Genomic DNA, 21,288 nt, shown 5'->3' with positions numbered 1-21,288 from the left:
ATCCCTGTAAAAAAGGCGCAGCAAGCTGCGCCTCGATCAAACACTGCGTGCTTAGCTCAAACGGCCATGACACTGTTTAAATTTCTTACCGGAACCGCATGGGCACGGATCGTTACGGCCCACTTTACGCTCACCGGTTTCCGCTGCCAGTTCCTGTGCTGCCTGTGTATCTGAGTCAACGTGGCTTAGCTGCTGCATCTGAGCCAGGCGCTCAGCTTCTTCGCGGCGCTGCTGCTCCATCGCTTCCACTTCTTCCGGCATGCGAACCTGGACTTTACACAGCGTACTGATCACTTCGTACTTCAGCGATTCAAGCATTGCAGCAAACATCGAGAAGGACTCGCGCTTGTATTCCTGCTTCGGATCCTTCTGCGCATAACCGCGCAGGTGGATGCCCTGACGCAGATAGTCCATTGCCGCCAGGTGCTCTTTCCACAGGGAATCCAGAGTCTGCAGCATGACACCTTTCTCAAAGTGACGCATCATCTCGACGCCGACTACTTCCTCTTTGCGCTGATAAACTTCTATCGCATTATGCAGAATGCGCTCACGTAGCGTCTCTTCATGCAGCTCTGGCTCTTTGTCCAGCCACTCTTTGATTGGCATATCGAGGTCGAAGTCATTTTTCAGACGCTCTTCCAGACCCTGTACGTCCCACATTTCTTCCAGCGACTGCGGCGGGATGTGTGCATCAATCGTGGTTTTGAACACATCTTCACGGATGCTGCTGATGGTTTCGCTGACGTCGCTCACGTCCAGCAGTTCGTTACGCTGGGAATAAATTGCGCGACGCTGGTCGTTTGCCACGTCATCGTATTCCAGCAGCTGCTTACGAATATCGAAGTTACGGCTTTCAACCTTACGCTGGGCGTTAGCAATCGCTTTGGTGACCCATGGGTGTTCAATCGCTTCGCCGGGCTTCATACCCAATTTACGCATCATGCTGGAAACGCGATCTGAGGCGAAAATACGCATCAGGGCGTCCTCCATCGACAGATAGAAACGAGAAGAACCCGCATCCCCCTGACGACCAGCACGGCCGCGAAGCTGGTTATCGATACGGCGGGATTCGTGACGCTCGGTACCAATGATGTGCAGGCCACCGGATGCCAGAACCGCGTCGTGGCGAATCTGCCAGTCGGCTTTGATCTGGGCGATTTGCTCAGGGGTTGGATCTTCAAGCTGAGCAACTTCTTCCTGCCAGCTGCCGCCCAGTACGATATCCGTACCACGACCCGCCATGTTAGTTGCGATAGTCACTGCCGCCGGGTAACCCGCCTGGGCAACGATGCCGGCTTCGTTGGCGTGGAATTTGGCGTTGAGAACGTTGTGCTTGATACCCGCTTTCGTCAGCTCAGCGGAAACCACTTCGGATTTCTCGATGGAGATGGTCCCAACCAACACCGGCTGGCCGTTGGTTGTCCGCTCTTTGATGTCCTCGATGATGGCGCCGATTTTATCCAGCTCGGTCATGTAGACCAAGTCAGGCATGTCCTTACGGATCATCGGACGGTTCGTTGGCACCACGATGGTATCAAGTTTGTAGATCGAGCTGAATTCGAACGCTTCGGTGTCCGCGGTACCGGTCATACCAGCCAGTTTCTCATACAGACGGAAGTAGTTCTGGAAGGTGATGGAGGCCAGCGTCTGGTTTTCGTTCTGGATATCCACACCTTCTTTGGCTTCAACAGCCTGGTGCAGACCGTCAGACCAGCGGCGACCTTGCATAGTACGGCCTGTGTGCTCATCAACGATGATGACTTCGCCATCTTTAACGATGTAGTCAACGTCGCGGGTGAACAACGCGTGGGCGCGCAGCGCAGCGGTGACATGGTGCATCAGCATAATGTTAGTTGGGGAGTACAAAGACTCGCCCTCTTCCATCATGCCTTCGTTCATCAGCAGCTCTTCAATCAGTACCAGACCGCGCTCGGTGAGGTTAACCTGACGAGATTTCTCATCCACAGAGAAGTGGCCTTCACCTTCGAAGGTGTCGGAATCTTCTTTTTCCTGACGGATCAGGTGCGGGATGATTTTATTCACTTTTTTGTACAGCTCGGAGCTGTCTTCGGCCGGGCCGGAGATGATCAGCGGCGTACGGGCCTCATCGATAAGGATTGAGTCAACCTCATCCACCAGCGCGTAATGAAGTTTGCGCTGCACGCGCTCTTCCGGACTAAATGCCATATTGTCGCGAAGGTAGTCAAAACCGTATTCGTTGTTGGTTCCGTAGGTGATATCAGCCGCATAGGCTTCACGCTTCGCCGGTGCTGGCATGCCTGGTAGGTTGATGCCAACGCTAAGGCCGAGGAACTCGAACAGCGGACGGTTCTTTTCGGCATCTCGCTGAGCAAGATAATCGTTCACGGTAATCACATGTACGCCTTTACCGCTTAACGCATTCAGATACGCAGGCAGCGTCGCTGTCAGAGTTTTACCTTCACCCGTCCGCATTTCCGCGATGCAGCGGTCGTTCAGCACCATACCGCCAAGCATCTGCACGTCGAAGTGGCGCATACCGAACACACGCTTACTTGCTTCACGCACAACGGCAAAGGCCTCAGGAATTAAGGTTTCCAGCGCTTCGCCCTTTTCAAGACGGGCGCGAAACTCAACGGTTTTTGCCTTCAGCTCATCGTCGGTGAGCTTTTCCATGGTCGGTTCCAGACCGTTGATCATGGTCACAACTTTACGCATACGACGTAAAGTACGATCGTTCCGACTACCAAAGACTTTAGTTAATATTTTGATAAGCATAATAAATTCTCAAACGCCTGCTCAAAGCAGATCGACAAATAGTGTAATAATTAAAGGAGATTTTGTTTAGCTGAGGCGTTCGGGACCGGCACGGATCCCCTGCACCTGGCTTACCCACAGCGCGGGCATAAATGTCGCGACTGCAGGACGCTGCCAGAGTGAGATGTGGCGGATAATGACCGGTGGCTTGCTTTCCTGGGTAAGCAACGCATTGAGCGTATCCAGCAAAGCGAGATGCTGAGCCTGAAGGGGCAGACTCTCTTCCACTTGTAGCACCTGAGGCGCCATGGCAAAAGAAAGGTGGCGAATAACCGTGCGAATGGCATGCTGATGCCAGTAATCCACAGTAAACGTCGGTCGTCGGGTGCTTTCCTGCAATAATACAAGGCTATTGAAGCTGACCTGGTTAAGATAGTCCTGCGAGCTGGCAGAGGTTTCCGCCGGGGTTGCATGTTCGGTGTTTCCACTGAGCGCAGGCATGCCAAAACTCGCCGCGACCATCCCCAACAGGAGATGCGGCCAGAAATAACGTCTGCCAAATTGTCGCCAACGATTTAGAATACCAATCACTTTTTCCGCCGGAGCTTAATGTATGCGCGATAGTCGCCCGCAATCTTTAGAAAATCTGTTCGACGAGGCCGGTGCTCAGAGCGTTTTACAAAACGTGCAGCAACGCGCGACGGCCTTGCTGCGGCTCAACCAGGCAGTGAGAGGCATATTACCCGCTCAACTGCATCCCTGGTGCCGGATTGCAAACTTCCGACAGGGAGTTCTCGTTATCGAAACGGCGAATGCCAGCTGGTTGATGCGATTACGCTATGAACAATCCACGCTGCTAAGTGCATTACGCGCACAAATATTACCATCATTGACGTCAATCGACATCACGATTAATCCCTCGCTTGCGGCAATTGGCAGTGATTCCGTACAAGAAAACAGCATTCAGATGCCAAATGGGCAGTTTGAGGTCAATCGGGAATTAAGTGAGCAGAGTGCGGAGGCATTACGAGAGGTGGCCAAACGTAGCCCGGAAAAACTGAGAGCAGCGATAGAACGACTGGCTTCATTGGCCGGAGAGAGTACCAATAAAAACCAGTCGTAATCGTGAGCGTTGGCGTTACGCCAGCACCATAGTCGGTGCTTTGAATGCCAGCGGAAGTTCAGCATCGTCTTCGAAGGTTGCCCATTCCCAGGCTTCCTGCTTCGCTAACACTGCCTGCAACAGCTTGTTGTTTAGGGCATGACCCGATTTATAGGCGGTAAACGCGCCGATAATATTGTGGCCACACATAAACAAATCACCGATAGCATCCAGCATTTTGTGACGAACGAATTCATCTTCAAAACGCAGGCCGTCTTCGTTCAGTACGCGATAATCGTCAACAACGATGGCACAATCGAAGCTACCGCCCAGGCACAAACCACGGGACTGCAGATATTCGATATCACGCATAAAACCGAAAGTACGAGCACGGCTGATCTGGCGCATAAAGGCGTCAGCAGAGAAGTTCATGCTGTAACGCTGGGTGCTGGCATCAATCGCCGGATGGTTAAAGTCGATGGTAAAGTCCAACGAGAAACCATTGTACGGTCTGAATTCAGCCCATTTATCGCCATCTTCAACGCGAACCGTCTCTTTGACCCGCACAAATTTCTTCGCGCAGTTCAGTTCGTCAATCCCGGCATCAAGCAGCAGGTAGACAAACGGCGCCGCACTACCGTCCATGATTGGAATTTCTGGTGCATCGACTTCAATAACAATGTTGTCGATGCCCAGCCCAGCCAGGGCGGCGTTAAGGTGCTCAACGGTAGAAATCCGCACATCGTGCTCGTTCACCAGGCAAGTACAGAGCATGGTATCACGCACGGATTTGGCATCTGCCGGAAAATCGACCGGAGGATTCAAGTCAGTGCGACGATAGATGACCCCGGTATTGGCCGGCGCAGGGCGCAACGTCAGTGTGACCTTTTTGCCGGTATGTAAACCGACGCCAGTCGCCTGAACGATACGTTTAAGTGTCCTTTGTTTGATCATCGTTTAATCTCGCCAAATTAACTATCCAACCGAAGTGTATATCACTAACGGTGGGCCAGTTTAGCACAAAGAGCGGAGATGCCCAACTTCCGGTTTATTCTTAATCAGCTTGCTTACGCAGGAATGCTGGAATATCCAAGTAATCAGGTTCTTTCGCAGTCTGTGGCGTATTGTCGTTAACCACTTTCGCAGCTGGTTTTTGCTCCTGAGTCAGGGGCGCCATACCGTGCTGCTGGTAGCGATCCATAACAGGTTGCTGAACCTGCTGCTGCTTGTTGGTTACCAGAGTAATTTCTGGACGCTTGTCCATGCCAATACCGGTAGCAACAACGGTCACGCGCAGTTCATCGTTCATCTCTGGATCCAGAGAGGTACCGATAACCACGGTAGCGTTATCAGAGGCGAACGCACGGATAGTGTTACCCACGGTTTCAAACTCATCCAGACGCAGGTCGAAGCCAGCGGTGATGTTAACCAGCACGCCGCGCGCGCCAGACAGGTCGATATCTTCCAGCAGCGGGCTGGAGATAGCCATTTCGGCCGCTTCCTCTGCACGGTCTTCACCGCTGGCAACACCGGAACCCATCATGGCATAACCCATTTCGGACATCACGGTACGCACGTCAGCGAAGTCGACGTTCATCAGACCCGGACGAGTAATCAGTTCTGCAATACCCTGCACCGCCCCTTTGAGCACGTCGTTTGCCGCACCGAATGCATCCAGCAGAGAGATGCCACGACCCAGCACTTTCAGCAGCTTGTCGTTTGGAATGGTGATCAGTGAGTCCACATGCTTGGAAAGCTCGGCGATACCCTGCTCCGCGAAAGCCATGCGCTTCTTACCTTCAAAGTTGAAAGGCTTGGTCACAACGGCAACGGTCAGGATACCCAAATCTTTTGCTACTTCAGCAACAACAGGTGCTGCACCCGTACCAGTACCACCGCCCATGCCCGCAGCGATAAATACCATGTCAGCCCCTTCGAGAGCTGCACGTAACGCATCACGGTCTTCTTCCGCAGCGGTACGGCCCACTTCAGGGTTGGCTCCAGCGCCCAGACCTTTGGTAACAGCATTACCAATCTGGATAGTCTGGCCTACAGCAGTCTTACGTAACGCCTGAGCATCGGTATTGACTGCGAAGAATTCAACGCCTTCGATGCGCTCGCGCACCATGTGTTCAACGGCATTACCGCCGCCGCCACCGACGCCGATGACTTTAATCACCGCGTCGTTGGTCAGTTCCATAGGTTCAAACATAGTTTCTCTCCGTTTTGTGCCTGTCGCCTGAGACCGCTAATTTTGTCCGGTCTCTTATAAAATTTAAAACTCTTTTCTCAGCCAGCTGTTGAATCGCTTAACCCACGAACTGACGGAGGTGCGTTTTTCCACTTCTGCTTCACCACTGAGATGAGACTCCTTCCCGTAGTGCAGCAAGCCAACGGCAGTCGAGTAATACGACTCCTGGGCGTAATCAGTCAGGCCAGTAATATTTAACGGCTGCCCTATACGCACCTGCGTATGGAACACACGCTGAGCACAGGCCGCAAGGCCTTCAATCTGTGCCGCGCCGCCGGTTAACACAATCCCCGCCGCCAGGTGGTGCTTCACACCCTGCTGGCGAAGCTGTTCTTGTAACTGCAATATCTCTTCATTGACCAGGTTTAACAGCTCGGTATAGCGCGGCTCAATGACTTCAGCAAGCGTCTGACGCTGCAGGCTGCGAGGGGGGCGCCCACCCACGCTTGGCACCTCAACGTTCTCGTCTTTACCAACAATCGACCCCAGCGCACAACCGTGGCGGACTTTAATGGCTTCGGCATCGCTTGGCGGTGTACCGAAGGCATAAGCGATATCACTGGTCACCACGTTTCCTGCATAAGGGATAACTTTGGTATGGCGCAGCGCGCCGCCAGTGTAAACCGCGATATCCATTGTACCACCACCGATATCAACTACGCAGACGCCTAATTCACGTTCGTCTTCCGTTAATACGGCATAGCTCGCTGCCAGTCCGGCGAAAATGAGTTGGTCAACTTTAAGACCACAACGTTCAACGGCTTTAACAATGTTTTTTGCCATGTCGTTATGGCAGGTGATCAAATGCACTTTGGCCTGCATGCGCACACCAGATAACCCTACCGGATTTTTGATCCCTTCTTGATAATCGATAGCGTATTCCTGCGGGATAACATGCAGAACGCGATGTTCGTCACGAACGCGCACCGATTTTGCGGTATGAACGACGTTTTCAACGTCTTCCTGCGTCACCTCTTCTTCAGAGATAGGCACCATACCAATTTCGTTCTGACAGCTGATATGTTTGCCTGACAGCGCCAGATAGACCGAAGAAATCTGGCAGTCCGCCATCAGTTCTGCCTGGTCAATCGCGCGCTGCACGCATTTTACGACCGATTCAAGATCGTTTACGCCACCTTTGTCCATACCACGGGATGGACAGCTACCCACACCGATAATATTGACCATACCGTCGGGCAGAACTTCCCCTACTAAAGCGGCGACCTTCGCGGTCCCGATCTCCAGTCCTACTACCAGTTTTCTGTCCGTCGCCTTGATCATTGTTATTCTGCCTGTGCCTGATTCTGTTGCTGATTAGGATTAGCGTCCTGTACGGGAGCGGGCTGCCAGCCCACTGCCGCGCCAGAGTCATACCGCAAGTCGACGTAGCTTACCTGCTTGCCATCGGCTTGTTCCTGCTGTTGCAGAATGGGATACAATTCTACAAAGCGACTCAGGCGTTTCATCGTATCGCCCCGGCCAAGATTAAGTTTGATGCCGTTGTTCAGCGTCAGCTGCCAGGAACGACGAGCGGTCATTGCCGCTTCTTTCAACGTAAATTTATCCTTTGCCAGCACTTCGCCCATTGCGCGATAGCCCTGCAACACTTCACCTTCACTCCCTTCCGGGCCAGATAACATCGGTAAAGTCTGCTTTCCTGTGCGTTCTGCCGGCACGCTGAAGGAATCACCTTCGGCGTCAATCATATGCTGATCATTCCAGCGCGCGATGGGAACAAATTCAACCAGATGAATCTTCAATTCGTCCGGCCACTGCTTTCTTACGCTCGCCTGTTTAATCCACGGCAAACGTTCGATCTGCTGCTGGATGATATTCACATCCTGGGTCATAAAGGTGCCCGGAGGCCCCAGCGCCAGGATAGACTGGCGAATGTCGTCGTTGCGCGTGTAGTTTCTATCACCCGTGACAACCAGCTTAGAGAGCGGCAGACGCTGAGCATCTTCCATCCAGCCGACCACAATCCAGCCGCCGATAAACACCGTAAACAGCACCGCACTCAAGAAGATTATGCCCGCCAGGCGCCCGCCGTTACTGCGACGGCTGCTGCTGGCTGCTTGTTCTTCCTCGCGGTTACGCGCATTCAGGGCTGCCTGTGACATATCAGTTCGCCAACGCCAGAATACGCACAACCAGCTGCGAAAACGTCATCCCAGCCTCGCGAGCCGCCATCGGCACCAGGCTATGGCTGGTCATGCCCGGAGAGGTGTTCACTTCCAGCAAGTAAAACTGCCCGTCGCTATCGAGCATGACGTCTACCCGGCCCCAGCCGCTACAGCCTAAAACTTGCCATGCCTGCAGCACTAATGCCTGCAATTCTTGCTCTCGCTGCTCGATTAAACCACTCGGGCAGAAATACTGTGTTTCATCAGAGAGATACTTCGCCTCATAATCATAGAAGGTTCCTGACGGTTGAATACGAATTGACGGTAATATTTCCTCACCGAGGATCGCTACCGTGTATTCAGGGCCGCTCAGCCACTTCTCGATCAGCACTTCTTCATCATGTTCAAAGGCCAGCTCCAGCGCAGCGGGCAGCGCTGCCACTTCATTGACCTTAGACATGCCAACGCTTGAACCTTCGCGGCTCGGCTTCACGATAACCGGCAAACCTAACTGCGCGATGCGCTCCACCGTGGTCGCTGTAATGCCCGCTTCCACATCGCGGCGCGTTAACGCAACCCACGGAGCAACCGGCAATTCAGCACCCTGCCAGAGCAATTTGGTACGCAGTTTATCCATGGTGATGGCCGAAGCCATTACGCCGCTGCCGGTATAAGGTAAATCCAGGAACTCTAACAGTCCCTGTAAGGTGCCGTCTTCGCCACCACGCCCATGTAAGGCAATAAATACTTTGTCAAAACCCTGGTTTTTAAGTTCAGTTACGGCCGTCTCTTTAGGGTCGACGCCATGGGCATCGACACCGCCTTCTTTCAGCCCGGCGAGCACCGCGGCCCCCGACTGCAAAGACACGTCACGTTCAGCGGAAGTTCCACCCAGCAAAACAGCAACTTTATCAGCCATGATGGTCCTCCTCTTTAGCCTGTGGCTGTAATTTGATTTCAGCCAGATTTTTAGCCACTTTACCGACGTTACCCGCCCCTTGCACAATGATCAGATCGTTTCCGGTCAATACCGGTGCCAGCATATCGGCAACCTGAAGCGCATCCGGTACCAGAATCGGATCAACTTTACCGCGGCCGCGAATGGTACGACACAGCGAACGGCTGTCAGCCCCCGGAATAGCTGCCTCTCCAGCAGCATAAACGTCCAGCATCAGCAGAGAATCTACCTGAGACAGGACGTTAGCAAAGTCGTCATACAGGTCACGCGTGCGCGTAAAGCGATGCGGCTGGAAGATCATAACCAGATTTTTATCCGGCCAGCCGGCGCGGGCAGCTTTAATCGTCGCATCGACTTCCGTTGGGTGGTGACCGTAGTCGTCCACCAGCATTGCGCTACCGTCTTTGCCATTGACCGGCGCAAGAGGATATTCGCCCAGGAAATCAAAACGACGCCCGGTGCCCTGGAAGCTTTCCAGCGCGCGCTGAATGGCTTCATCTTCAATACCTTCTTCCGTAGCCACAGCAACCGCTGCCGCTGCGTTCAATGCGTTATGGCGTCCCGGTGCGTTCAGCGTTACATGCAGCTCAGGCAAATCCCGTCGCACGAGGGTGAAATGACCCTGCGGGCCTTTCTGCTGGTACGACTCAATGCGCACGTCAGCATCGTCGCTGAAGCCGTAGGTCGTTGTCTGGCGGCCAACGCGTGGCAGCAACTCGCGGATAACCGGGTCATCCACGCACATCACTGCCCGACCATAAAACGGCAGATTGTGCAGGAAATTAATGAATGTCTGCTTTAAGTTTTCGAAGTCGCCCTGGTAGGTATCCATGTGGTCAGCTTCGATATTGGTGACAACAGAGACCATCGGCTGCAGATGAAGGAATGACGCATCGCTCTCATCCGCTTCCGCGATCAAATAACGGCTGTGTCCCAGGCGAGCGTGGGTTCCCGCTGCTTTTACCAGACCGCCGTTAACAAACGTAGGATCCAGGCCTGCTTCTGCATAAATGCTTGAAACCATCGCGGTTGTGGTGGTCTTGCCGTGCGTCCCCGCAATGGCAATGCCATGGCGAAAACGCATCAGTTCGGCCAGCATCTCCGCGCGACGAATCACCGGGATACGGGCTTCATGAGCGGCAACGATTTCCGGGTTATCCTGAGAAATAGCCGTCGAAACCACCACAACGCTCGCATCACGCACGTTCTCCGGGCGATGATTAAAATAAATAGTGGCACCCAGTGCCGACAACTGCTGCGTGACCGGATTCGGCGCAAGGTCGGAACCGCTAATCTGATAGCCTTCATTGGCCAGAACTTCGGCAATACCGCCCATACCGGCGCCGCCGATGCCAATAAAGTGAATGTGCCGGACGCGACGCATCTCGGGCACGATAGAACGCAGTTTCGCCAGTTGTTGTGTATTCATTCTCTAACCTGCAGCGCATTGCGCCATTACATCAAAAATTCACGGGCGGCTTTCCGCCCACAACCTTTAAATCTTTACGCCAGTGCTGCGGCGCTTACTTCTTTGGCTACCCGCTCGGTGGCGTCAGGAATGGAGGCAGCGCGCGCATGTTCGGCCATCGCCAGCAACGTTGCCCTGTCCCATCCTGTGAGCGTTTCGGTAACGGCATCCACGGTAAACTGCGGCTGCTCGAGTATTTTTGCGGCACCAGCCTTTTCCAGCGGCAGCGCGTTCCAGTATTGCTGCCGGTCTTTATGCTGGAAGGGGACAAACAATGCAGGCAAGCCTGCGGCCGCGATCTCGCTGACGGTTAATGCACCGGAGCGGCAAACCACAACGTCTGCCCATGCGTAAGCGGCAGCCATGTCGTCAATAAACTCGGTCACTTTATGCTGGGGCTGTGCGGCCTCGGCATAAGCCTGCTGCACGACAGCCTGAGCGCCTTTGCCACACTGGTGCCAGATAGTGACGGCTCCACCGAGTCGCCCGGCTACCTGTGGCATGGTCTGGTTAAGCACGCGCGCGCCCTGGGAGCCACCGACTACCAGTACGCGTACCGGCCCTTCACGGCCAGCAAAACGCTCCTGCGGCAGTGGGAGCGCCAGCACGTCTGTACGCACCGGGTTCCCAACGACATCCGCATTCGGAAACGCGCCAGGGAATGCCTGCATAACTTTCTTAGCGATTTTTGCCAGCCACTTGTTCGTCAGGCCCGCAATCCCGTTTTGTTCGTGAAGCACAACCGGAATGCCAAGCGACCACGCCGCCAGACCACCCGGGCCTGAAACATAACCGCCCATACCGAGCACAACCTGCGGGCGATAAGCTTTCATGATCGCCCTCGCCTGCCGCCAGGCGTTAAAGATACGCACCGGAGCAAGCACCATCGCTTTCAGCCCTTTCCCGCGCAGGCCTGAAATACGGATAAAGTCGATTTCGATGCCATGTTTCGGCACCAGGTCCGCTTCCATACGATCGGCGGTGCCGAGCCAGCGAACCTGCCAGCCCTGGTCCATCAGATGATGCGCTACCGCAAGCCCAGGGAAAACATGTCCCCCGGTGCCGCCAGCCATCACCATTAACCGCCGGGATTGATTGCTCATCGCACACCCCGCGTAAACGCCTGGGCCTTCGCCAGACGCGTTTCATAATCGATTCGCAGCAACATTACGATTGCCGTAGACATAATTAACAGGCTGGAGCCACCGTAGCTGATGAGCGGCAACGTCAGGCCTTTCGTCGGCAGCATCCCCGCGGCTGCGCCTACGTTCACCAGCGCCTGGAAACTGAACCAGATGCCAATTGAACAGGCCAGAAAGCCCGAGAAACGCTGGTCCATATCGAGGGCGCGTCGCCCGATGGACATCGCGCGAAAAGCGACGAAGAATACCATCATTAATGCCAGTGCCACACCGATATATCCCAGCTCTTCGCCGATAATGGAGAAGATAAAGTCCGTGTGCGCCTCCGGCAGATACTCCAGTTTTTGCACCGAGTTTCCTAAGCCCTGCCCCCAGAGTTCACCGCGTCCGAATGCCATCAGAGACTGCGTCAGCTGGTAGCCGCTGCCAAACGGATCTTCCCACGGGTTCCAGAAGGAGGTCACACGGCGAATACGATACGGCTCGGCAAGGATCAGCAGGATAACTGCTGAGATCCCCATGCCGATGATGGCCAGGAACTGCCAGAGTTTGGCCCCGGCCAGGAACAGCATCGCGAGCGTGGTCACGAACAGCACAACAACGGTACCTAAGTCAGGCTGGGCAAGCAGCAGAACCGCCATTACCAGAATAACGCCCATCGGCTTCAGGAAGCCGCGAAGGTTGTTACGGACTTCGTCCACCTTACGCACCAGGTAGTTTGCCAGGTAACAGAACAGCGACAGCTTGGTAAATTCAGCAGGCTGAATACGCAAAGGGCCAAAGGCAATCCAGCGGGATGCACCGTTAACCGAGCTCCCCACCACCAGAACAATCAGCAGCATGGCGATGGACAGCAACAGCATGGCGGTACTGTGACGCTGCCAGAATTCCATTGGCAGGCGCAGCGTTATCATAGAGAGCGCAAAGGCCAGAATGATGTAAAGCCCGTCACGCTTGGCAAAGAGGAACGGATCGTTAGCAAGGCGCTGACCCACGGGCATGGACGCCGAGGTCACCATGATAAACCCCACGGCTGCCAGACCAAACGTCAGCCACAGCAGGGTGCGGTCATAAAGCACCATGCTGTTGGAGTCGCCCTCGCGGGATCCCATCACCCAGCCTTTTAACGCCGATGACACCCATGCCAGGATGGCATATCCTGGAATACGTGGCATACGCAGGCGAGGGAGTGATAAACGCATCAGCCAAGCTCCTTCGCTAATTGGGTAAAGACGTCGCCGCGCTGCTCAAAGTTTTTGAACTGGTCGAGGCTGGCACAGGCTGGCGACAACAGAACCATATCGCCAGGCTGGACGCGCGGGCCGATAAGCGCCATTGCCTGCGCCATCGTTTCGGTTTGCTCGGCAATATCAGGACGCAATTGCGCCAACTCCGCGCCGTCGCGGCCGAAACAGTAAATACGAACTTTGGAACCTTGCAGATACGGCGCAAGGGAGGAGAAATCAGCAGATTTGCCGTCGCCGCCCAGTAGCAGATGTAGCGTGCCCTCAACGTGGAGGCCGTTCAGCGCCGCTTCGGTGCTGCCAACATTGGTGGCTTTTGAATCGTTAATCCAGCGTACGCCGTTATGCTCCCAGGCCAGCTGGAAGCGATGAGCCAGACCGGTGAAGGTGGTCAGCGCCTTCAGGCTGCTGGAACGCGGGAGCTTCACCGCATCCGCCAGCGCCATCGCTGCCAGCGCGTTAGTGTAGTTATGCTGCCCCACCAACTTCATCTCTTTGGTGTTCAGCACCTTCTCACCCTTCACGCGCAGCCAGGTATCGCCCTGCTGGCGGTTGAGATGATAATCCCCCACGTCCACGCCGAAGCTGATGCAGCGCTCGTCCGCGCCGCGTACCGGCATGGTCAGGGCATCATCCGCATTCACCACGCAAACGGCGGCATTCTCATAAACACGAAGTTTGGCCGCACGGTACTGCTGGAGACCGAACGGGTAGCGATCCATATGATCTTCGGTCACGTTTAGGATCGTGGCCGCCGCCGCCTTCAGGCTGTGGGTTGTTTCCAGCTGGAAGCTGGACAGCTCAAGCACGTACAGCTCGCAGTGTTGCTCGAGGAGCATCAGCGCCGGCAGGCCAATATTGCCCCCGACCCCAACGTTAACCCCTGCGGCTTTCGCCATTTCACCGACCAGCGTTGTCACAGTGCTCTTACCGTTAGAGCCGGTGATAGCGACTATCGGTGCCTGCGCTTCGCGGCAGAACAGCTCAATGTCACCAATGATTTCTACGCCGTTCTCCGCCGCTTTGCTTAATGCCGGGAGTGCCAAAGCCATACCAGGGCTTGCGATGATTAAATCCGCTGCCAGCAGCCAGTCTTCGTTCAGGCTGCCCAGATGGCGCTCGACCGCCGCAGGCAGTTTATCAATGCCTGCCGGAGCGATGCGGGTATCCATCACGCGCGGCGTCACGCCGCGGGCAAGGAAGAAGTCCACGCACGACAGCCCCGTCAATCCTAACCCGATGATGGTGACCTTTTTACCCTGGTAATCAGCCATGATTAACGCACCTTCAGGGTAGCCAGGCCAATAAGGACCAGCATCAGTGAGATAATCCAGAAGCGCACGATGACGCGCGGCTCCGGCCAGCCTTTCAGTTCATAGTGGTGGTGGATAGGCGCCATACGGAAGATGCGCTGACCGCGCAGCTTGAAGGAGCCGACCTGCAGGATGACGGATAGGGTTTCAACCACAAACACGCCGCCCATAATCACCAGCAGGAACTCCTGACGCAGCAGAACTGCAATAGTGCCTAATGCACCGCCCAGGGCCAATGAACCGACATCGCCCATAAAGACCTGAGCCGGATAGGTGTTGAACCACAGGAAGCCAAGACCCGCACCGACAATCGCCGTACAGACGATGACCAGCTCACCCGCATGACGCAGATAAGGGATGTGCAGATATTCAGCAAACTTGATGTTACCCGTTGCCCAGGCGACCAGTGCAAAGCCCCCCGCAACCAGCACGGTTGGCATAATGGCAAGCCCATCCAGCCCGTCGGTAAGGTTCACGGCGTTGCCGGTGCCCACGATGACGAAGTAAGCCAGCAGGACATAGAACAGGCCAAGCTGCGGCATCACGTCCTTAAAGAACGGCACAACCAGCTCAGTGGCCGGCGTTCCTTTTCCGGCAATATACATGGTAAAGGCCACGGCGAGAGCAATGGCGGACATCCAGAAGTATTTCCAGCGCGCAATCAATCCCTTAGTGTCTTTACGCACGACTTTTCGGTAGTCATCCACAAAGCCAATCGCGCCGTAGCCAACCAGCACAAACAGCACACACCAGACATACGGGTTAGAAGGGTATGCCCACATCAGCACGGATATCACAATCGACGTCAGGATCATGATCCCGCCCATTGTCGGCGTCCCGCGCTTGCTGAAGTGCGATTCCGGGCCGTCGTTACGAACGACCTGGCCGAAAGAGAGTTCCTGTAAACGTGCGATCATGCGCGGGCCCATCCACAAAGAGATGAACAGCGCGGTCAGCAGGCTGACGATGGCGCGAAACGTCAGATAGGAAAAGACGTTAAAGCCGGAATAGTATTTGACCAAATGTTCGGCCAGCCAAACTAACATGTACCTTTCTCCTGTAATGCGCGAACCACCTCTTCCATGGCCGCACTACGTGAACCTTTCACTAAAATAGTCATTATCGAATGCTCCGCGAGCAGCGCTTTCAGGCGCTCCACTACGGCCTTTTTATCGGTGAAATGCTCACCAACTTCGGAGGCTTTGCTGATTATTTCGCTCAGCGAGCCAACGCTTAACACACGGTCAATTCCTGCAGCCTTCGCCGCTTCCCCCACCTCACGGTGACAGTCCTGGGCATCTTTGCCCAACTCACCCATGTCGCCGACCACCATCACGCGGAAACCGGGCATTTCAGACAGCACCTGAGCGGCTGCAGTCATCGAGCCTACGTTTGCGTTGTAGCTGTCATCCAGCAGCAGGTGCGTTTCAGCAAGCTGAATCGGATAAAGACGACCCGGTACAGCCTTGAGCTCTGCCAGACCAGCTTTAATCGCTTCCAGAGGCGCGCCCACGGCCATGGCCAGCGAGGCGGCGGCCAGAGCATTAGCAATGTTATGGCGGCCCGGCTGCGGCATAATCACATCCACATCGCCCGTTGGGGTCTGCAGCGTAAACTCTGTGCCGTGAGTGGTGATATGGAGATTGGTCGCGGTGAAATCGCTGTCTGCCGCATTCGGTGAGAAGCGCCAGACTTTGCGTTCGCCAATCACTGCCTGCCAGTTCAGCCAGTCGTTATTGTCGGCGTTAAGGATCGCGATACCTTTAGCGGGCAAACCGGCATAAATTTCGCCTTTCGCTTTTGCCACACCGGCAAGCGAGCCGAAACCTTCCAGGTGTGCAGCCGCCAGATTATTTACCAGTGCGGCTTCAGGGCGGGTCAGCCCTACCGTCCAGGCAATTTCCCCCTGATGGTTTGCGCCGAGTTCAATGACCGCATAGTCATACTCTGGGGTCAGGCGCAGCAGCGTCATTGGCACACCGATGTCGTTATTCAAGTTACCGGCGGTGTACAGCGTGTTTCCGCACTGGCGCAAAATCGCTGCCGTCATCTCTTTTACAGAGGTCTTCCCGGATGAACCGGTCAGGGCAACCACGCGGGTCGGCACCTGTTGACGGACCCACGCGGCCAGCTGGCCAAACGCCAGACGAGTGTCATCAACGACCAGCTGCGGCACGTCGATTGGCAGTTTACGGCTCACCAGCAGTGCACCAGCCCCGCCGTTGACGGCATCCTGCGCGAAATCATGCGCGTCAAAACGTTCGCCTTTCAGCGCCACAAACAGGCAGCCCGGCGTCAGTTTGCGCGTATCGGTGGTGACATCAATAATATCGGCATCTGCTCCATGCAGGTGGCCAGTCAGGATCTCTGACATTTTGCTGAGCGCTACGCGGATCATGCTACGACTCCCAGCAGGCGAGCAGCAGTTACGCGGTCGGAATAGTCGAGACGACGATTGCCTACGATCTGATAATCTTCATGGCCTTTACCCGCTACCAGCACCACATCATTTTCTTTGGCCTGCATGATGGCGTTGGTTACGGCTTCGGCACGGCCAGTAACGACATAAGCGCAGCCTGCATCGAGCATGCCAGCCAGTATATCGTTGACGATGGCTTTCGGTTCTTCTGTTCTTGGGTTGTCATCGGTGACCACAACCACATCGGCATACTGTTCAGCAATGGCACCCATCATAGGGCGTTTGCCCTTGTCCCGGTCCCCGCCGCAGCCAAATACGCACCACAGTTTGCCTGTGCAGTGCAGGCGAGCGGCCTGGAGCGCTTTTTCAAGCGCGTCCGGCGTGTGCGCGTAATCCACCACTACGGTTGTTTTACCCGGTGCGGTGAACACTTCCATACGCCCACAAACGGGCTGTAACCGCTGGGCGGTTTTCATTAGATCTTCAAGCGGATAGCTCAACGCCAGTAGGGTAGCCAGCGCCAGCAGCAGATTGCTGACGTTAAATGCGCCCATCAGGCGGCTTTCAATTTCGCCATCGCCCCAGGAGGAGCTGAACTGGATAGTGGCGCCACCATCGTGGTAATGAACATTGGTCGCTTTGAGCCAGCGCCCGCGGCAGCCGGGCTGAAGGTTATTTTCCATCGTCACCGCTACGGCATCAGGCAGACGAGCCAGCCACTTGCGGCCCACTTCGTCATCAGCGTTAATAATGGCCTGCCCGGATTCGTGTTCGGAGAACAGCAGCCATTTAGCCGCTTCGTAGCCAGCCATATCGCCATGGTAATCGAGGTGATCGCGGCTCAGGTTGGTGAACACGGAGGCCTGGAATTTCAGCGCCGCAACGCGATGCTGCACCAGACCGTGGGAGGAGACTTCCATCGCAGCAAAAGAAGCGCCCTGCTCGTGCAGGTTAGAGAGGATTTGCTGGACGTCCACGGCGGAGCCGGTGGTGTTCTCGGTCGGTATGACCTGACCTAACAGACCGTTGCCCACCGTGCCCATAACGGCACTGGTTTCGCCCAGCAGAGCGGCCCACTGCGCCAGCAGCTGCGAGGTGGTGGTTTTACCGTTAGTGCCGGTCACACCAACCAGCCTCAGTGCGGATGATGGCTCATGGTAAAAACGGCCTGCCAGGGCAGAGAGACGCTGATGAAGCTGGCTGAGGTAAATCACCGGCACGCCGTGCATTTCACGGATTTCGCCGTCCAGGGCAATGCCGTCGGCTTCAGCCACGACGGCAGCTACGCCCTGCGCAATCGCCTGCGGGATATACCGACGCCCGTCCGCCTGATGACCGACCACCGCCACAAAAAGGTCGCCCGAAGCCGCCACGCGGCTGTCGAGTGTCATCTCTCGCAGTGCTCTCTCCGGGGCCACTGGCACCCATGGAGCGAGCAGGTCGCGCAAGTTACGATCTGCCACCTGATCCCTCTTTCTGATTAATTACAAATTCACTTTTTTCACCGGTTGCCAGCGCGTCCGGCTCGATGTTCATGGTGCGCAGTACGCCGCCCATGATGGCACCGAATACCGGCGCGGATACGGCACCACCGTAGTATTTACCCGCCTGCGGATCGTTGATGACCACCACCAGCGCAAAGCGTGGGTTGCTGGCCGGTGCGACGCCCGCGGTGTAGGCAATGTATTTGTTGATGTATTTTCCGTCCGGACCAACCTTCTTCGCCGTACCGGTTTTAATCGCAATACGGTAGCCCTTAATGGCCGCTTTCACGCCGCCGCCGCCCGGCAGGGCCACGCTTTCCATCATGTGGACAACGGTGCGGACTGTGGACTCCTGGAAGATACGTTCGCCGGGCACCGGCGGATCAACTTTGGTTATCGACAGCGGACGGTAAACACCGTAGCTGCCAATTGTTGCGTAGACTCGCGCTAACTGTAACGGCGTTACCATTAGCCCATAGCCGAAAGAGAAGGTGGCCCTCTCTATGTCAGACCACCGTTGTTTTTGAGGATATAAGCCACTGCGTTCCCCGACCAACCCCAAATTGGTCGTTTTTCCCAGTCCAAAACGTGAGTAAGTATCTACTAACGCTGAGGAGGGCATCGCTAACGCCAGTTTGGAAACCCCGACGTTACTCGACTTCTGTAGCACCCCGGTAAGGGTCAATTCGCTGTAGCGCGCCACATCTTTAATCTCATGACCATTGATGCGGTACGGTATGGTGTTCAGCACAGAGTTTTCCTGCACGACGCCGCGCTGGAGCGCGGTCATCACCACCATCGGTTTCACGGTTGAGCCTGGCTCAAATACATCGGTGATGGTGCGGTTACGCATGATGTCTTTCGGCGTGCCGCTAAGGTTGTTCGGGTTGTAGGACGGGCTGTTCGCCATCGCCAGTACTTCGCCGGTATTCACATCCACCAGCACGGCACTGCCCGACTCGGCTTTGTTAAACGCCACGGCGTTGCTGAGCTCGCGGTAAACCAGCGCCTGCAGGCGCTCATCAATGCTTAAAGCCAGGTTATGGGCTGCCTGGCTGTCGGTAGAGGAAATGTCTTCGATAACGCGGCCGTAGCGGTCTTTACGCACGACGCGCTCGCCGGGCTGGCCGGTAAGCCATTTATCGAAGCTCTTCTCAACGCCCTCAATGCCCTGACTGTCGACGTTGGTAAAACCGATGAGGTGAGCAGTTACTTCCCCTGAAGGGTAGTAACGACGCGATTCTTCCCGCAGGTGAATCCCCGGCAGCTTCAGCTTTTTGATGTAATCGCCAATGTCCGGGTTAACCTGACGCGCCAGGTAAATAAAGCGCCCTTTCGGGTTGCTGTTAACGCGGGAGGCAAGCTGGTCGAGCGGGATTTTTAGCGCATCGGCCAGCGCCTTCCAGCGGTTATCAAGAGTGATACCCCCGGCGTCGTGTAGCTCTTTAGGATCTGCCCAAATTGCTTTTACCGGTACGCTGACCGCTAAAGGACGACCGGCGCGATCGCTGATCATGCCGCGTGACGTTGAGACTTCCTGAACGCGCAGGGAGCGCATATCGCCCTGGCGCACCAGCATGTCAGGCGCGATGATCTGCAGCCAGGCAACGCGGCCTAACAGAAACGCCAGCGCTAACAGGATGCAGCCGCAAAGCAACGCAAAACGCCAACCGATAAAGTTGGCCTGCTCTTCCTGGCGTTTTGGTTTAAGCTTTTTTGCCGCTGCTCTCATCTGTCGCGCTAATCCTTATTGCTGAACTACGATGTTTTCCTGCGAAGGATCGACATGCTGCAGCTGCAGCTTTTCCGTCGCGATCCGTTCTACCCGGCTGTGATCGCCGAGCGCGTTTTCTTCCAGGATCAGATTGCGCCACTCAATATCCAGCGCGTCGCGCTCCACCACCATTTGCTCACGCTGAGCGGTGAGCAGACGGGTATGGTGTGCGGTTGTTACCACGGAAATCGCGGTAAAGATAATAGCGATGAATAGGCAGAGTGGCAGTTTGCCGTGGCGAAACAGGTCGCCGCCAATCACCGTTGGCAATGCGTGACGCTCGTTGCTGCCAAGTTGGGTGACTATCCCCAGAGCTTCTGACACTCTGTTGATCATGCAATAGTCCTCTCAGCGATACGCAGCACCGAACTCCGGGCGCGTACGTTTTCCGCCACTTCCGCTTCACCCGGCATCATTTTGCCGAGCGATTTCAGATAGCGGCCACCAAGTTTGTTCAGCTGTGCTTCCGTCATCGGCAAACCAGCCGGTACCTGTGGACCACGGCTGTTCTCACGCATAAAGCGTTTAACGATGCGGTCTTCAAGCGAGTGGAAGCTGATGATTGACAGACGACCGCCCGGTGAAAGGGCTTCGATGGAGCCTTTCAGCGCCTTCTCAATCTCTTCCAGCTCGCTGTTAATCCAGATACGAATCGCCTGGAACGTGCGCGTCGCCGGGTGTTTAAATTTATCTTTAACCGGCATAGCAGCTGCCACAACCGCAGCCAGCTCTTTAGTGCGCGTCATTGGCTCTTCGCGATTGCGTTCGATGATGGCGCGTGCAATGCGTTTACCGAACTTCTCTTCACCGAAGGTTTTAATCACCCAGGCGATGTCGGCTTCGTCAGCGGTCAATAACCACTGGGCGGCGGACTGGCCACGGGTAGGATCCATGCGCATATCCAGCGGACCATCGCGCATAAACGAGAAGCCGCGCTCTGCGTCATCAAGCTGCGGGGAGGAAACGCCAAGGTCGAGAAGAATACCGTCGATTTTACCGGTAAGCCCGCGTTCACTAACGTATTGCGCAAGCTCAGAGAAAGGGCCGTGAATGATGGAGAAACGAGGGTCATCAATGGCTTCGGCGGCAGCGATTGCCTGCGGATCGCGGTCGATAGCCAGCAGACGACCTTCTGCTCCCAGCTGGGAGAGAATCAGTCGTGAGTGGCCACCGCGACCAAACGTGCCATCAATGTAGATGCCATCGTGACGAATATTAAGGCCGTTGACGGCCTCATCAAGCAGCACCGTAGTATGTTTAAAATTTTCCATCAT

General features: G+C 55.4%; 18 protein-coding genes. 1 reads left to right on the top strand and 17 read right to left on the bottom strand.

The features are described 5' to 3' along the window. Window positions 1-51: 51 nt before the first annotated feature. A complete protein-coding gene (gene secA, locus ACA108_03615; GenBank protein XEX96646.1) occupies window positions 52-2,757 on the bottom strand; it encodes a preprotein translocase subunit SecA in 2,706 nt (901 codons plus the stop codon). Window positions 2,758-2,823: 66 nt separating this feature from the next. After that, a complete protein-coding gene (secM, locus tag ACA108_03610; GenBank protein XEX96645.1) occupies window positions 2,824-3,327 on the bottom strand; it encodes a secA translation cis-regulator SecM in 504 nt (167 codons plus the stop codon). A 22-nt stretch (window positions 3,328-3,349) separates the two neighbouring features. Here secM and ACA108_03605 point away from each other — a divergent pair, with 22 nt between their 5' ends. Next, window positions 3,350-3,859: a DUF721 domain-containing protein gene (locus ACA108_03605; protein ID XEX96644.1), complete on the top strand. Its 510-nt coding sequence runs from the start codon at window positions 3,350-3,352 to the stop codon at window positions 3,857-3,859. Between the two features lie 15 nt (window positions 3,860-3,874). Here the strand turns inward: ACA108_03605 and lpxC are convergent, their stop codons facing one another. From lpxC to rsmH, 15 genes are all read right to left on the bottom strand, one after another. Then, on the bottom strand, window positions 3,875-4,792 hold the full coding sequence (gene lpxC / locus ACA108_03600) for a UDP-3-O-acyl-N-acetylglucosamine deacetylase (GenBank protein XEX96643.1): 918 nt from the start codon (window positions 4,790-4,792) through the stop codon (window positions 3,875-3,877). A gap of 100 nt (window positions 4,793-4,892) precedes the next feature. Next, the gene (gene ftsZ / locus ACA108_03595) at window positions 4,893-6,050 is read right to left on the bottom strand and encodes a cell division protein FtsZ (GenBank protein ID XEX96642.1); all 1,158 of its coding nucleotides are present in this window, start codon (window positions 6,048-6,050) and stop codon (window positions 4,893-4,895) included. Between the two features lie 63 nt (window positions 6,051-6,113). Beyond that, entirely contained in the window at window positions 6,114-7,370 is a 1,257-nt protein-coding gene (ftsA, locus tag ACA108_03590; GenBank protein XEX96641.1) for a cell division protein FtsA, read from the bottom strand. A gap of 2 nt (window positions 7,371-7,372) precedes the next feature. Next, on the bottom strand, window positions 7,373-8,209 hold the full coding sequence (gene ftsQ / locus ACA108_03585) for a cell division protein FtsQ (protein XEX96640.1): 837 nt from the start codon (window positions 8,207-8,209) through the stop codon (window positions 7,373-7,375). 1 nt (window position 8,210) lies between these two features. Next, window positions 8,211-9,131 carry a D-alanine--D-alanine ligase gene (locus tag ACA108_03580; protein ID XEX96639.1) on the bottom strand — a complete coding sequence of 307 codons (921 nt, stop codon included), beginning with the start codon at window positions 9,129-9,131 and terminating at the stop codon, window positions 8,211-8,213. Further along, window positions 9,124-10,599, bottom strand: coding sequence for a UDP-N-acetylmuramate--L-alanine ligase (gene murC, locus ACA108_03575; GenBank protein ID XEX96638.1), 1,476 nt, complete (start codon window positions 10,597-10,599; stop codon window positions 9,124-9,126). The genes ACA108_03580 and murC overlap by 8 nt, the downstream gene beginning before the upstream one ends. 74 nt (window positions 10,600-10,673) lie before the next feature. After that, a complete protein-coding gene (gene murG, locus ACA108_03570; protein XEX96637.1) occupies window positions 10,674-11,741 on the bottom strand; it encodes an undecaprenyldiphospho-muramoylpentapeptide beta-N-acetylglucosaminyltransferase in 1,068 nt (355 codons plus the stop codon). Further along, entirely contained in the window at window positions 11,738-12,982 is a 1,245-nt protein-coding gene (ftsW, locus tag ACA108_03565; protein ID XEX96636.1) for a cell division protein FtsW, read from the bottom strand. Before ftsW ends, murG begins: the two co-directional genes overlap by 4 nt. Then, complete coding sequence (murD, locus tag ACA108_03560; GenBank protein ID XEX96635.1) at window positions 12,982-14,298, bottom strand: UDP-N-acetylmuramoyl-L-alanine--D-glutamate ligase; 1,317 nt, start codon at window positions 14,296-14,298, stop codon at window positions 12,982-12,984. Before murD ends, ftsW begins: the two co-directional genes overlap by 1 nt. Before the next feature lie 2 nt (window positions 14,299-14,300). Further along, complete coding sequence (gene mraY / locus ACA108_03555) at window positions 14,301-15,383, bottom strand: phospho-N-acetylmuramoyl-pentapeptide-transferase (protein XEX96634.1); 1,083 nt, start codon at window positions 15,381-15,383, stop codon at window positions 14,301-14,303. After that, entirely contained in the window at window positions 15,377-16,735 is a 1,359-nt protein-coding gene (murF, locus tag ACA108_03550; protein ID XEX96633.1) for a UDP-N-acetylmuramoyl-tripeptide--D-alanyl-D-alanine ligase, read from the bottom strand. Before murF ends, mraY begins: the two co-directional genes overlap by 7 nt. Then, window positions 16,732-18,219, bottom strand: a complete 1,488-nt coding sequence (murE, locus tag ACA108_03545) for a UDP-N-acetylmuramoyl-L-alanyl-D-glutamate--2,6-diaminopimelate ligase (GenBank protein XEX96632.1) — start codon at window positions 18,217-18,219, stop codon at window positions 16,732-16,734. The genes murF and murE overlap by 4 nt, the downstream gene beginning before the upstream one ends. Continuing rightward, complete coding sequence (locus ACA108_03540) at window positions 18,206-19,972, bottom strand: peptidoglycan glycosyltransferase FtsI (protein ID XEX96631.1); 1,767 nt, start codon at window positions 19,970-19,972, stop codon at window positions 18,206-18,208. Before ACA108_03540 ends, murE begins: the two co-directional genes overlap by 14 nt. A 15-nt stretch (window positions 19,973-19,987) precedes the next feature. Continuing rightward, a complete protein-coding gene (gene ftsL, locus ACA108_03535; protein XEX96630.1) occupies window positions 19,988-20,350 on the bottom strand; it encodes a cell division protein FtsL in 363 nt (120 codons plus the stop codon). Next, complete coding sequence (rsmH, locus tag ACA108_03530; protein ID XEX96629.1) at window positions 20,347-21,288, bottom strand: 16S rRNA (cytosine(1402)-N(4))-methyltransferase RsmH; 942 nt, start codon at window positions 21,286-21,288, stop codon at window positions 20,347-20,349. Before rsmH ends, ftsL begins: the two co-directional genes overlap by 4 nt.

This window comes from Dryocola sp. LX212 (assembly GCA_041504365.1).
GTDB lineage: Bacteria > Pseudomonadota > Gammaproteobacteria > Enterobacterales > Enterobacteriaceae > Dryocola.
The sequence above is the reverse complement of the archived record's forward strand: the minus strand, read 5'-3'. Positions and strand labels throughout refer to the sequence as shown.